Annotated in this window: 14 protein-coding genes; 10 read left to right on the top strand and 4 right to left on the bottom strand. The window is 58.1% G+C overall.

Annotated elements, in window-relative coordinates:
- Positions 1–10: 10 nt before the first annotated feature.
- Positions 11–1,348, bottom strand: coding sequence for a maltoporin (locus OHJ17_RS05470; RefSeq protein WP_002914972.1), 1,338 nt, complete (start codon positions 1,346–1,348; stop codon positions 11–13).
- 262 nt (positions 1,349–1,610) lie between these two features.
- Positions 1,611–2,882, bottom strand: coding sequence for a PTS sugar transporter subunit IIC (locus tag OHJ17_RS05465; RefSeq protein WP_004151052.1), 1,272 nt, complete (start codon positions 2,880–2,882; stop codon positions 1,611–1,613).
- Between the two features lie 177 nt (positions 2,883–3,059).
- Here OHJ17_RS05465 and OHJ17_RS05460 point away from each other — a divergent pair, with 177 nt between their 5' ends.
- From OHJ17_RS05460 to OHJ17_RS05420, 9 genes are all read left to right on the top strand, one after another.
- Positions 3,060–3,374 (top strand): PTS sugar transporter subunit IIB, encoded by a 315-nt coding sequence (locus OHJ17_RS05460; RefSeq protein ID WP_002914979.1) that lies wholly within the window; start codon positions 3,060–3,062, stop codon positions 3,372–3,374.
- 9 nt (positions 3,375–3,383) lie between these two features.
- The gene (locus OHJ17_RS05455) at positions 3,384–4,706 is read left to right on the top strand and encodes a PTS cellobiose transporter subunit IIC (RefSeq protein WP_004145789.1); all 1,323 of its coding nucleotides are present in this window, start codon (positions 3,384–3,386) and stop codon (positions 4,704–4,706) included.
- A gap of 23 nt (positions 4,707–4,729) precedes the next feature.
- Positions 4,730–5,044: a PTS lactose/cellobiose transporter subunit IIA gene (locus OHJ17_RS05450; RefSeq protein WP_002914983.1), complete on the top strand. Its 315-nt coding sequence runs from the start codon at positions 4,730–4,732 to the stop codon at positions 5,042–5,044.
- 50 nt (positions 5,045–5,094) lie between these two features.
- Positions 5,095–6,009, top strand: a complete 915-nt coding sequence (locus tag OHJ17_RS05445) for an ROK family protein (RefSeq protein WP_032433482.1) — start codon at positions 5,095–5,097, stop codon at positions 6,007–6,009.
- 56 nt (positions 6,010–6,065) lie between these two features.
- Complete coding sequence (locus tag OHJ17_RS05440) at positions 6,066–7,028, top strand: LacI family DNA-binding transcriptional regulator (RefSeq protein WP_002915031.1); 963 nt, start codon at positions 6,066–6,068, stop codon at positions 7,026–7,028.
- 178 nt (positions 7,029–7,206) lie between these two features.
- Positions 7,207–8,124, top strand: coding sequence for a metal ABC transporter substrate-binding protein (locus OHJ17_RS05435; RefSeq protein ID WP_002915032.1), 918 nt, complete (start codon positions 7,207–7,209; stop codon positions 8,122–8,124).
- On the top strand, positions 8,121–8,942 hold the full coding sequence (locus OHJ17_RS05430; RefSeq protein ID WP_002915033.1) for a manganese/iron ABC transporter ATP-binding protein: 822 nt from the start codon (positions 8,121–8,123) through the stop codon (positions 8,940–8,942). The genes OHJ17_RS05435 and OHJ17_RS05430 overlap by 4 nt, the downstream gene beginning before the upstream one ends.
- Positions 8,939–9,787, top strand: coding sequence for an iron/manganese ABC transporter permease subunit SitC (sitC, locus tag OHJ17_RS05425; protein WP_004151054.1), 849 nt, complete (start codon positions 8,939–8,941; stop codon positions 9,785–9,787). The genes OHJ17_RS05430 and sitC overlap by 4 nt, the downstream gene beginning before the upstream one ends.
- Positions 9,781–10,635, top strand: a complete 855-nt coding sequence (locus tag OHJ17_RS05420) for a metal ABC transporter permease (RefSeq protein WP_002915035.1) — start codon at positions 9,781–9,783, stop codon at positions 10,633–10,635. The genes sitC and OHJ17_RS05420 overlap by 7 nt, the downstream gene beginning before the upstream one ends.
- Before the next feature lie 66 nt (positions 10,636–10,701).
- Here OHJ17_RS05420 and OHJ17_RS05415 read toward each other — a convergent pair whose 3' ends face one another.
- Together OHJ17_RS05415 and OHJ17_RS05410 are read right to left on the bottom strand one after the other, a co-directional pair.
- Positions 10,702–11,043, bottom strand: a complete 342-nt coding sequence (locus OHJ17_RS05415; RefSeq protein ID WP_114505166.1) for a nitrous oxide-stimulated promoter family protein — start codon at positions 11,041–11,043, stop codon at positions 10,702–10,704.
- Between the two features lie 66 nt (positions 11,044–11,109).
- The gene (locus OHJ17_RS05410) at positions 11,110–11,997 is read right to left on the bottom strand and encodes a LysR family transcriptional regulator (RefSeq protein ID WP_004181063.1); all 888 of its coding nucleotides are present in this window, start codon (positions 11,995–11,997) and stop codon (positions 11,110–11,112) included.
- Positions 11,998–12,181: 184 nt separating this feature from the next.
- Between OHJ17_RS05410 and OHJ17_RS05405 the strand changes: the two genes are divergently transcribed.
- Entirely contained in the window at positions 12,182–13,123 is a 942-nt protein-coding gene (locus tag OHJ17_RS05405; RefSeq protein ID WP_004900123.1) for an AEC family transporter, read from the top strand.
- Positions 13,124–13,131 lie beyond the last annotated feature (8 nt).

Raw genomic sequence — 13,131 nt, 5'->3', positions numbered from 1 at the left:
TTGTCTCTCCTTAGAACCAGACCTCGGCCTGTACGCCGAAGTTAACGGTGTCGGTAGAGCCACTGCGGGAATACCCGCCGGCGGTGATGGTATTGGTATCCCAGTTGTAGTTACCGTCTAATGCATCGGAGACACCTTTATCCCACTTCGCGTAGGTGACGAAGAAGCGCAGCTGCGGACGCGCCCAGAAACCGGAGTCAAAGGTCAGCGTTGGCGCAACGGTGACTTTGGTCAGGCCGCCTTTGCCTTTGCCGTTTACTCCTTTGTAGTTTTTGTCATCCAGGTATTCGTAGCCCAGCTCGTACTGCATGGCAAAGTTGCGGGTGATCTGATGATAAGGGCGGATACCAGCGACCCACATCGAGCGTCCCCAGCCATTTTCATCTTCCGTCCACCAGCGGTAGTTTTTATCTTTCTGCCAGAAAGCGAAGGTCGAGATCTCCAGGTCGCCCATCGAGGCCACGCTATCCAGCACCACTCGCCAGGACTGGGTGTTTTCCAGATTGGCCCAGCCCCAGCCGTTTTTACCCAGCGAGTCACCCGCCGCCAGCCCTTTCCCGTACTGCAATGCGAGGCGGGAGTAGCCTCCGGTCAGACCATAGAAGCCGTCAAAGTTATAAATACCGGTCACGCCATAGCCCTTCTCGGCGGAAGTCGGATGGTTTTCGTTACGGTTCATGTGGTGGCCGATCAGCTCCAGATCGAAGCCTGTCCCCGCGATCTTTTTCAGCCACAGGTTGAGAGAATAGTCATCCGGGTAGCCCTGATCTCCCTTATCCACCGGGTAGGCTTTGGTTTCATCGGTGGGTGAAAAGGCGTACACCCCGGCGTCGAAGCGGGCGAAGCCGAGATCCATGTTGTCGAAGCCGCCTCCGGTGCCGTTGTACTGAATGTACTCCCAGTCGAACTGATGGCTGGAGGTGTTGGAGCTGCTATAGCGCTTACCGGCCCAGAAGGTCATCTCCGGCGCAAAATCCAGATTGCTCAGCTCGGCGAACCCTTCACGAAACTGTACGTCATGGCCATCGTCATCCTGACAGTTCCAGTCGGAGGTGCATTTCGACTGGTGAGTGAGGTTGGCCTGCACTTTCGCCACCACGCCGCTGTCCGCCGTCAGCGTCACGGTGGGGATCAGTTCGATCTTGGTGTCTTCTTCGTTGCCCAGTCGCCACTTACCGTCCGGCATCAGGCCGACGGAGTCCGCGCGGTTGCCATCGGAGTTCGCCAGGATCCCGGAGCGGATATAGCCATGCAGCGCAAAATCATACTTCGGATCGGCGCAGGCCGGGCTGCTGGCCCCTGCCAGCGAGAGGAGAGCCAGAGGTATTGAGTGTTTCAGCTTTATCATTATTTTTTTCCCACGTTATGTTTGTTAACACGAACCGATAACGGAGGGGAAATTTACGGATCAAAAACGGAAATGTACATCCACTTACGGAAAGCGCTTTCCATAATTGCCTATCTGGTTCACAAAATTAGCTCTGCGGCGAATATATTCGTGAGACTGATCACATAAAATTACAAGAATGCCGCCGGGCGCCGGCAGTGGAGCGGAAGGAGGAGGAGATGAGCAGGTGCCGCCGGAGGATAAGCCGCCGACGGCGAGAGGATCAGCGTTCGGTTTCCGCGAGCTGACGTTCGTACACTTTGAAGAAGGGGCGATAGAGCATCCAGGCGTTAAACATCGCGAACAGGCTCATGCACAAATTTTTCCAGCTGCCGTTCGCCGACCATGCTGCCCCCAGCGGGGAAGGCATCGACCATGGCAGCATCGCCACCGCGCGGTCGAGGATACCCAGCTGAGTTAAATACCATGCGATACAGGCATTTATCAGCGGAACAAAGAGAAACGGCAGTAAAAAAACCGGGTTCATGATCACCGGAAAACCAAACAGTATCGGCTCGTTGATATTAAACAGCGACGGCAGCAGGCCAATCTTGGCCACGCTTTTCAGCTGCCGCGAGCGGCTGCGCATCGCCATCAGCACCAGCGGCAAAGTGGAGCCAATACCGCCGATCAGCAGGTAAAAATCCCAGAACCCCTGCAGATAAATATGCGGCAGCGTTGGCGAACCCGCCGCCAGCGCCTGCTGATTTTCAAACAGATAGGTCATCCAGAAGGGGTTCATGATCCCGGTGATGATCAGCGCGCCGTGGATACCGATAAACCAGAGTAAGTTACAGATAAATAAAGAGATAAGTACCGCCATCAGCGTGTCGGACGCCAGCACCAGCGGCCGCACCGCTTCGCTGATCAACTCCGGTACGATGCGTCCGGTGGTCTGCAGCAGTATGGCATTCATCACGCTTATCGACAGCATCACCACCAGCAGCGGGATCAGCAGTTGAAAGCCATTGCGGGTCATCAGCGGCACTTCATCAGGCAAGCGAATGCACCAGCCTTTTTTGTAGAAAAAGCGAATTATCTCAATGGAATAGGTGCTGGATATCAGGGCGGTAAATATCCCCATACCGCCGAGATAAACATTGCTCACCGCAGTCTCGCGAAAGCCGATAAACAGCAGAAAAGCCAGACACCCGGTTAAACCGCAGAGCCGTTCCGGCAGACGGTACTGCTTGGCGAGACTGGCGCTGGCGCCGAAGGCGACAATCAGCGCCACCAGGCCAATAGTTAGCTGAAAGGTCGGCAGCAGGATAGGCCGCAGCAGCAAATAGACCTGGCCGAAACGCGAGGCGCCGTCGATGGAAACGGGCGGAAACAAAATGGGAACTAACAGGCTGCCAACGATCACAAAGGGCATAGCCAGCGCAAAGCTATCGCGCATCGCCGTAATGTGGTTGTTGCGCGTCAGAACGTTCGCCAGCGGCGCCAGCCGCTGCTCGATGATGTCCACGGCCACATTCATTAACTGAATGTTCATACTCCTACCTTTGCGAATGGTTGTCTCGCCGGGATGATCGCCCACAACACCGGAAAGTGAAAGCCTGCCATAGGTGATCATGGTCACAATTAATAAATCCACAAACGGAAAGCGCTTTCCGTAATGCATCCATTTTGACTATAGTCCGCTCATCCAACCTCATCAGGAGCGGTAATTATGAAAAAAATTATGTTGTGTTGTTCAGCAGGCATGTCCACCAGCCTGCTGATGAAAAAAATGATTGCGGAAGCCGAACAGCGGGGCCTGCCGGTAGAGATCAACGCCTATGGCGTAGCGGAGTTCGCCGAACAGGTCGGCCATTATCAGGTGGTGCTGTTGGGGCCGCAGGTGAAATACATGCAGCAGGATCTGCAAAAACAGGCGGATAAATACGGTATCCGCGTCGAACCCATCAATATGATGGACTACGGCATGCAAAAAGGCGCCGCGGTCCTTGATTTCGCCCTTTCCCTTATCGAAAACAAGAACTAAGGAAAGATCATGAGCTCTCTGTACGCTAAACTGATCGACGTGATCGAACGGCAGATCACGCCGCTGGCCGGCGCGATCGGCCAGCAAAAATATGTCACCTCGATCCGCGATGGCTTTATCACTGCCCTGCCCTTTATGATCGTCGGCTCGTTCCTGCTGGTGTTTATCTTTCCCCCCTTCTCACCCGACACCACCTGGGGATTCGCCCGCGCCTGGCTGCAATTTTCGCTCGATCATCGCGATGCGCTGATGCTGCCGTTCAACTTCAGCATGGGGGTGATGACCCTGTTTATCGCCGTCGGGATCGCCGCCAGCCTCGCCAAACACCATCATCTGGACTCGCTGACCGCCGGGATGCTGTCGCTGATGTCGTTTCTGCTGGTAGCCGCGCCGCTGAAAGATGGCCAGATCTCTACTGCCTACTTCTCCGGTCAGGGGATCTTTACCGCCATTCTGGTGGCCATCTATTCCACCGAGCTGTACGCCTTCCTCAAACGGCATAACATCACCATTCGCCTGCCGCCGGAAGTGCCTGCCGGGGTGGCGCGCTCGTTTGAAATCCTGATCCCGGTGCTGGCGATCATTCTGACGCTGCATCCGCTGAACCTGTTTATCGAAGCCCAGCTGGGGATGATCATTCCGGAAGCGATCATGTCGCTGGTGAAGCCGCTGGTCGCGGCTTCCGATACGCTGCCGGCGATCCTGCTGTCGGTGCTGGTCTGTCAGGTGCTGTGGTTCGCCGGGATCCACGGCGCGCTGATCGTCACCGGGATCATGAACCCGTTCTGGATGGCCAACCTGTCGGTCAATCAGGCGGCCATGGCCGCTGGCACCGCTATCCCGCACATCTATGTCCAGGGCTTCTGGGATCACTATCTGCTGATCGGCGGCGTCGGCTCCACCCTGCCGCTGGCGCTGATGTTGCTGCGCAGCAAGGCCGTGCATCTGCGGACGATCGGCCGGATGGGGGTCGTGCCTGGGGTATTCAATATTAACGAACCGATCCTCTTCGGCGCGCCGATCATCATGAACCCGCTGTTTTTCCTGCCGTTCGTGCTGGTGCCGATGGTGAACGCGACCCTGGCGTACTTCGCGCTGAAGCTGGACCTGGTCAGCCGCGTAGTGTCGATGACGCCATGGACAACGCCGGCGCCTATCGGCGCCTCGTGGGCGGCGAACTGGAGCTTTAGCCCGGTGATCCTGTGCCTCATTTGTATGGCCACCGCCATGGTGATGTACCTGCCATTTCTCAAAGCTTACGAAAAACAGCTGCTGGCCCAGGAGCGTGAAAACGCCGTCGGCCAGGCTGACAACGCGGCGCAAACCGCTTAACGCTAACGATTCAGAGGATAATCATGGAATTAGAAGAACAGGTGATGGGGATCATCATCAATGCCGGCCAGTCACGTAGCCTGTGCTACGAAGCGCTGCACGCCGCTAAAGCGGGTGATTTCGCCACCGCCGACGCCAAAATGCAGGAAGCGGCGCACTATTCCCGCGAAGCTCACCTTGTACAGACCCAGCTTATCGAAGCTGACGAAGGCGAGGGAAAAACCAAAATGACGCTGGTAATGGTCCATGCTCAGGATCACCTGATGACATCCATTCTGGCGAAAGAGCTGATTGCCGAACTGATTGCGATTTACCGCGCGCAGCCGCTTCACGCCTAGCGCCTTGCCCGGCCAGACGCGCTGGCCGGGCCTGATTCCCCGAGGTCACTATGTTACATCTTGGAATAGATATTGGCGGCACCAAAATGGAAGCCGTACTGCTGGACCCGGCGGGCGAATGCGTCCAGCGCCTGCGCCGGCCGACCCACAAAGAGAGCTATGACGCCTTTATGCGTCAGCTGCTGACCCTGATTGCCGATATTCGCGCGGTCAGCCCGCAGCCGTTCACCCTGGGGATCGGCCTGCCCGGGGCTATCGATCCGCAAAGCGGACGCATTAAAAACTGCAACTGCCTGGTGCTCAACGGTCACGATCTGCGCCGGGATATCATGCAGCAGCTTGGCCAGCCGGTGTGGATGGCAAACGATGCCGACTGCTTCACCCTTTCGGAGGCGGTGGATGGCGCCGGCGCCGGAGCTACCACCGTCTTCGGGGTGATTATCGGTACCGGCTGCGGCGGCGGGATCGCCGTTCATCAACAGCTGCTCAGCGGCCCCAACGCTATCGCCGGGGAGTGGGGGCATAATCCGCTGCCGGGCTATACTCCTGAGCGCGATGGCCCGCCGCAGCCCTGCTACTGCGGCAAAACGAACTGCAACGAAAGCTTTCTCTCCGGTACCGGCTTCGCCCGCCGCTATGGGGAACAAGCCCGTGCGGAAGCCATTGTCGCCGCGGCGCAAAACGGCGATCCGCGCGCGCTGGCCCACTGGCGACACTTTATCGATGCCTTTGCCCGCAGCCTGGCGTCGGTGATCAATATTCTCGACCCGCAGGTGATTGTGCTGGGCGGCGGTCTGTCCAACGTCAGCCAGATCTATCGCGATCTGCCTGCCGCCATCGTGCCGTGGATCTTCTCCGACACCTGCCGCACGCAGATCAAACCGGCCCGTTTCGGCGACGCCAGCGGCGTGCGCGGCGCGGCCTGGCTGCCCCGGCTTCCCGGCGCCGCGCAAGGGCCGCGGTAGACACTTTTTTCAGCAGGTATGTTAAGCTAGGCGAAAATGTTCAGACAGAAAAAGCCATGCCAACGATTGATGATGTTTCAAGATTAGCGAATGTCTCAAGAGCGACGGTATCCCGCGTGCTGACCGGCACCCGGGGCGTGCGCGAAGAGAGCCGGGAAGCTGTGCTGCGGGCCGTTGAAGAACTCAACTATCGCCCGAGCTTTGCCGCGCAAAACCTCGCCAGTCAGACATCCAGCCACGTTGGTCTGGTGATTTCCGCGCAGGACGAAAGCCACGGCGCACGTCTGCTGCCGCTGCTCTCTCAGGCGCTGAAAGGGCTGAATAAAAGCCTGCTGGTCCAGTACGTCAGCGACCCGGTAGAGCAGGCGGCGGTAATCGACGATCTGCAGCGCCAGTGCGTGGCGGTGGTGGTGCTGGGCGCCGTTGCCGCCGACGCGCCGCGCAACGTTATCGCCTTTGACCGCTTCGGCGTCGCCGGGAGCAACAGCCAGGGCTATGACTTCGCCTTTGCCACCGAAAGCGCCTGCCGCTATGTGATTGGCAAGGGACACCGCAACATCGCCCTGCTGGTGGACAGCGATAGCGACGATGCCAGCCGTCAGATGCTGGAAGGCTACCGCAACGTCCTGCAGAACTACTCCATTCCTTTTAACCGTCAGCTGGTGCTGACGGCCAACGATGACGTCGAGCAGGCGCTGCTGACCTTAATTAACAGCTTCAGTAAATACTCAGTCATTATCGTTAAACGCGACCGCTACGCGGCTGAGGCGATGCGTCTGCTGCGCGAATTCACCATCGCCGTCCCGCAGGAGGTCTCCCTGCTGAGCCTTGAGGATTCCCCGCTCGCCTCGCTGCTCTACCCGCCGCTGACCTGCATCTCCTGGCCACTGGAGGCGCTGCTGGATAACTGTATTCAGCGTATTCGCAGCCTGATTGACGACCGGCCAACCTTCACCGCCGAGGGCCGCTCGCTGGCTGGCCGCCTGATCCCGCGCCAGTCGGTCGCCGATATCTCTTGATCTTCGCCCGGTTGGCGCCGGGCCAGACTTACCTCCCCTTTTCGCGCTTTCGTTTCCGGGCTCATTATTACCCACGCATGTAAATAAGAATTATTTTCATTTATAAATAGCTTGTGCTATATAACATAGCAATGGCTATAAACGCTGGGAAATTAACCACACCATTGCGAGGGATCCTATGCTACACCTGACACCGCTGAAATCATTGCTGCTGGCCAGCGCGCTGGCTCTGCTGGCCGCGACGCCGGCCTCGGCGCAGGAGAAATTCAGGGTTATCACCACCTTCACGGTTATCGCCGATATGGCGCAGAACGTGGCCGGCGACGCCGCCGTCGTCAGCTCCATTACTAAACCGGGCGCGGAGATCCATGATTACCAGCCCACGCCCGGCGATATCAAACGCGCGCAGGGGGCGCAGCTGATCCTCAGCAATGGGCTTAATCTCGAACGGTGGTTTGCCCGTTTTTATCAGCACTTACAGGGCGTTCCGGAGGTGGTGGTCAGCGAGGGGATCCAGCCGATGGGCATCAGCGCGGGCCCCTATAGCGGGAAGCCCAATCCCCATGCCTGGATGTCGGCAGATAACGCCCTGATCTATGTCGATAACATTCGCGATGCGCTGGTGAAGTACGATCCGCCTCACGCCGACACCTATCGCCGTAACGCCGAGGCCTACAAAGAGAAGATCCGTCAGACGATGGCGCCGCTGCAGGCCAGACTGGCGCAGCTGCCGGCGGATAAGCGCTGGCTGGTCACCAGCGAGGGAGCCTTCTCCTATCTGGCCCGCGACTATGGCCTGCGCGAACTGTATCTGTGGCCGATCAATGCCGACCAGCAGGGCACCCCGCAACAGGTGCGCAAGGTTATCGACACCATGAAGAAAGAACGCATCCCGACCATCTTCAGCGAAAGCACCATCTCCGATAAACCGGCGCGTCAGGTGGCGCGGGAAGCCGGGGCCCACTACGGCGGCGTGCTGTATGTCGATTCGCTGAGCGCCGCCGACGGCCCGGTGCCGACCTGGCTCGACCTGCTGCGCGTCACCACCGAAACCATCGTCAACGGTATCCAGGACGGGATGAGGAAGCAGCCATGAATGCAGCGCAAGCGGGACTGTATGTCGACCAGCTCACCGTCACCTGGCGCAACGGCCACACTGCCCTGCGCGACGCCTCGTTCAGCGTGCCGCGCGGCTCCATTGCCGCGCTGGTGGGGGTTAACGGCTCGGGTAAATCCACGCTGTTTAAAGCGCTGATGGGCTTTGTCCGCGTTGGTCACGGCGAGATCGCCATACTCGGCCAGCCGGTCAACCGCGCACTGCGCCAAAACCTGGTCGCCTATGTCCCGCAGTCGGAAGAGGTGGACTGGTCCTTCCCGGTGCTGGTGGAGGATGTGGTGATGATGGGCCGCTACGGCCATATGGGCTGGCTGCGGCGGGCAAAGCCGCGCGATCGCGAGATTGTCGATGCCGCGCTGGCCCGCGTGGGCATGAGCGAGTTCCGCCATCGGCAGATTGGCGAGCTCTCCGGCGGGCAGAAAAAGCGCGTCTTTCTGGCCCGCGCCATCGCTCAGCAGGGTCAGGTGATCCTGCTGGATGAACCTTTCACCGGCGTCGATGTGCAGACCGAAGCGCGGATCATCAGCCTGCTGCGCGAGCTCCGCGATGAGGGCTGTACCATGCTGGTCTCCACCCATAACCTCGGGTCAGTGAGTGAATTTTGTGATTATACGGTGATGGTGAAAGGCACCGTGCTGGCCAGCGGCCCGACAGAAACCACCTTCACTGCCGAGAATCTGGAGCGGGCTTTCAGCGGCGTGCTGCGCCACGTCGCGCTGACCGGCGCGGAAGCGCAAATTATCACCGATGACGAGCGGCCGTTTATCAGCCGGCGCGCGGCGGGAGGCCCACGATGAGCTGGCTGCTGGAGCCGTTTGGCTATTACTATATGCTCAATGCGATGTGGGTGTCGGCGCTGGTGGGCGGCGTCTGCGCCTTTCTCTCCTGCTACCTGATGCTCAAAGGCTGGTCGCTGATTGGCGACGCCCTCTCCCACTCGATTGTACCCGGCGTCGCCGGGGCCTATATGCTCGGCCTGCCCTTCGCGCTCGGCGCGTTTCTCTCCGGCGGCCTGGCGGCGGGCAGCATGCTGTTTTTGCAACAGCGCTCGCGGCTAAAAGAGGATGCCATTATCGGGCTGATCTTCTCCTCCTTCTTCGGGATCGGGCTGTTTATGGTGTCGCTGAATCCGACGTCGGTGAATATCCAGACCATCATCCTCGGCAATATTCTGGCCATCGCCCCGGAGGATATTATCCAGCTGGCGGCGATCGGCTTTATCTCAATGGCGATTCTGCTGCTGAAGTGGAAAGACCTGATGGTGACCTTCTTTGATGAACACCACGCCCGCTCGATTGGCCTGAACACCCGCGGCCTGAAGCTGCTGTTCTTTACCCTGCTGGCCGCCTGCACCGTGGCGGCGCTGCAGACCGTCGGCGCCTTTCTGGTCATCTGCCTGGTGGTCACTCCCGGGGCCACCGCGTGGCTGTTAACCGATCGCTTCCCGCGCCTGCTGGCCATCGCCGTGGCTATCGGCAGCCTGACCAGTTTCTTCGGCGCCTGGCTCAGCTACTATCTCGACGGCGCCACCGGCGGCATTATCGTGGTCGCGCAAACGCTGCTGTTCCTCATCACCTTTATCTTCGCGCCGAAGCACGGCCTGCTGGCCAGCCGCCGCCGCGCCAGGGAGGCCGCATGCTGAACCTGTTCCTGGCCCCGTTCCAGTTTCCTTTTATGGTCAATGCGATAGCGATATCGATCGTCGTCGCCATTCCCTGCGCGCTGCTGTCGGTGTTTCTGGTGCTCAAAGGCTGGGCGCTGATGGGCGACGCCATGAGCCACGCGGTCTTTCCGGGCGTGGTGCTGGCCTACATTATCGGCATCCCCTTCGCCATCGGCGCGTTTATCGCCGGTCTGCTGTGCGCCGTGACGACCGGTTTTCTCGACGATAACAGCCGACTCAAGCGCGATACCATCATGGGGATTGTCTTCTCCGGCATGTTTGGCGCCGGACTGGTGCTGTACGTAGCGATCCAGTCCGATGTTCATCTCGACCATATTCTGTTCGGCGATATGCTGGGAATATCCCTCCGCGATATTGGGCAAACGACGGCGATCGCGCTGGTGATTGCGTTGATTATCGGTCTCAAATGGCGGGATTTTTTGCTGCACGCCTTCGATCCAACGCAGGCTAAAGCCAGCGGCCTGCGCGGCGGACTGCTGCACTACGGCCTGCTGTGCATGATCGCCCTGACCATCGTCGCGACGCTGCAGTCGGTGGGGATTATTCTGTCGATTTCGCTGCTGATTGCCCCCGGGGCGATCGCGCTTCTGCTGGTGAGACGCTTTATCCACGCCCTGCTGCTGGCGGTAGCGGTGGCCATCGGCTGCTCGGCGGGAGGGGTGTGGCTGGCGTTTTATCTCGACAGCGCGCCAGCGCCGACTATCGTGGTGCTGTTTACCGCGCTGTTTGTGGTCGCCTTTGTCGCAAGCACGATCCGCGATAGTCAGAAACAGAAAACTTCAGCAATTATCCCCGGTGGCGGCTAACGCCTTGCCGGGGCTACAAGAGCACGACTTGTCGCCCGGCTGCGCAGCGCTGACCAGGGAAAGCCGCTATTTTTTCGGTCGATATTTTTCCGGCAGCGGCGGCACCGGGCGCCTGTCGTCCAGCAGATGGCGAATAGTGAGGATCGGGTGGCGCCAGAGCATCCGCGGCCCGGCCCAGCGCATAATCTGCTTCATCTCCTCGCGCTTCGCCGGCTGGTAGCAATGCACCGGACACTGCTTGCAGGCCGGTTTGTTCTCGCCAAACACGCACTTATCAAGGCGCTTGTCAGCGTAGGCGTTCAGCGCCTGATAGTGCGCATTATCGGCCTGCGCCTCGGGACAGCGCCGCTGGTAGAAGGCAATCATCCGCTGAATCGTCATTTTTTCCCGTTCGATACGCTTCCCCATCTCCCTGCCTTTCGTCTTTTTTAAGATGCATTTATCATACACCTTAATATCCATACCCGACCAGACTCACTGCTTCAGATGCTGAATCAACTGCAGGGCTGCCCCGGACAGAACCCCGAAATGGCTGTAGGCATAGAAATCCCGAATAAAAACGCTGCCCTCGAGCTCAAACGGGCGCAGCAGGCCAAGCGCTTCTTCGTGTCGGTAAACCGGGGCCGGCATTGACGTTAACAGATCGCTCTCGCACAGAAAGGCCTTAATGGCCGAGGATGAGGCGCACTCAATAACCGGTTGCGGACAGGGCAACTGCCGGGCGCGAAAGATATCCGCCAGGATGTTCATTGGCGTACTAGACGGCGGCGGCATGATCCACGGATAGTCCAGCATCGCCTCCAGGGTGACGTCCGCCGCCTGATGCAGCGGGTGGTGCTGCCTGGCGACGATGCAGATCCGGTCCTGCCAGTTAATTTTGCCCCGCACCACGATTTTCTCATCATGCGGTAAGGGACCGCAGAGGGCGATATCGATGTCGTGCATCAGCAACAGCTTATACAGCTCGGAGTCAATGCGGTCGACGATCCGCAGATGGATCTGGGGATGGTGCTGATGGAAAGCCGCCAGCTTATCGATGAAATGGCTGGTCAGCAGACTGGAAACGCAGCCAATCCGCAGAATGCCTTTCCCGGCGCCGCGGATGAGCTCAATTTCCTCGCGCGCCTTTTGTTCGGTATTCAGCATCGTCAGCGCGTAGGGTAAAAAGGCGCTGCCATATTCGCTCAACGCCATGCCGTGCTTATGTCGTTCGAATAAGGATGCGCTCAGGTCCGCTTCCAGGCTCAATAGCAGTCGGCTCAGTCCCGACTGGGTGATCCCCATTTTCTCTGCGGCCAGGGTCATATTGCCTTCGCGGGCGACGGTAATAAATGCCTGAATCTGCTTAAATTTCATTGGCATGATATTTACTCATTGAATAAACGGTTTTTGCATTTCCCCTGCGCCCTTTTTTAGCGAATAAATATCGCTATCAATACGCTCAAAAATCACCGGAACGCATACTTCAAAAGGATTTATTTATCTCACCACCCACGGCAAAACACATTTCTGAACCGAAGATAATTTATAATGAGAATATATCACCATGACACAGAACAATATTCTATTAATTTCAGGCGCTATATTACCGGTCATCATTACCGTCATCATCGGCTATATTAGCGGTAAACGAAAAGACTTTAATTGGCAGCAGGCGGGAGACATCAATAAAATTGTGATGCTCTACGCATTGCCGCTAAGTATTTTCAGCAATATGGTGATGACGCCGCGACACATCGTCATGACCATGGGCCCGGTCGCCGTGGCTATCATCCTGGCGCTGATTCTCAGCTTCGTCATTCCCTTACTGGTCGCCCGCTATCTGTTTCGACGCGACCTCGCCCTCAGTACGCTGCAGGCGCTGGCCATCGGCTCGCCGGCAGTCCCGTTTATCGGCACCTCAGTGCTGGCCTTTTTATTTGGCACCGTCAGCGCGTCGCTGATCACCGTGTCCAGCATCACGCAAAACGTCTTCCAGCTGCCGCTGGTGATGATACTGATGTCGGTCGCCACCGGCGATAAGAGCCAGCATATTTCCTTTGGCGCACGGGTGGTGAACGCCATTAAACAACCCGTGGTCTGGTCGCCGGTGATCGCCCTGATCATCGTGCTGGCGGATATCCATATTCCGCAGACTATCTCGATGTCGCTGGGTCTGCTGGGCAAAGCCTCTGGCGGGCTGGCGCTGTTTGCCGCCGGGATCGTGCTCTATACGCGCAGCATTGTTATCACCACCGCTACCATTGTCACCGTTATCGCCCGCAATATTCTGGTCCCCGGCGCCTGCTATCTCATTTTATTAAAAATGGGCTTCAGCATGGAGCAAATAAAGGAAGTCGTATTGACGATGGCTATCCCGGTAGGCTCCATCGCGATAATTATTGCTATGCAGTATAAAACCGGCGAGCAGGAAATGGCCTCGACGATGGCGCTGAGTATTATTGCCTCCATCATTACGATGGGCGGATTTATTTTCTTAACCTTTTAATTACCGCG

This window comes from Klebsiella sp. KP20-425-1 (assembly GCF_025813515.1).
GTDB lineage: Bacteria > Pseudomonadota > Gammaproteobacteria > Enterobacterales > Enterobacteriaceae > Klebsiella > Klebsiella pneumoniae.
The sequence above is the reverse complement of the archived record's forward strand: the minus strand, read 5'-3'. Positions and strand labels throughout refer to the sequence as shown.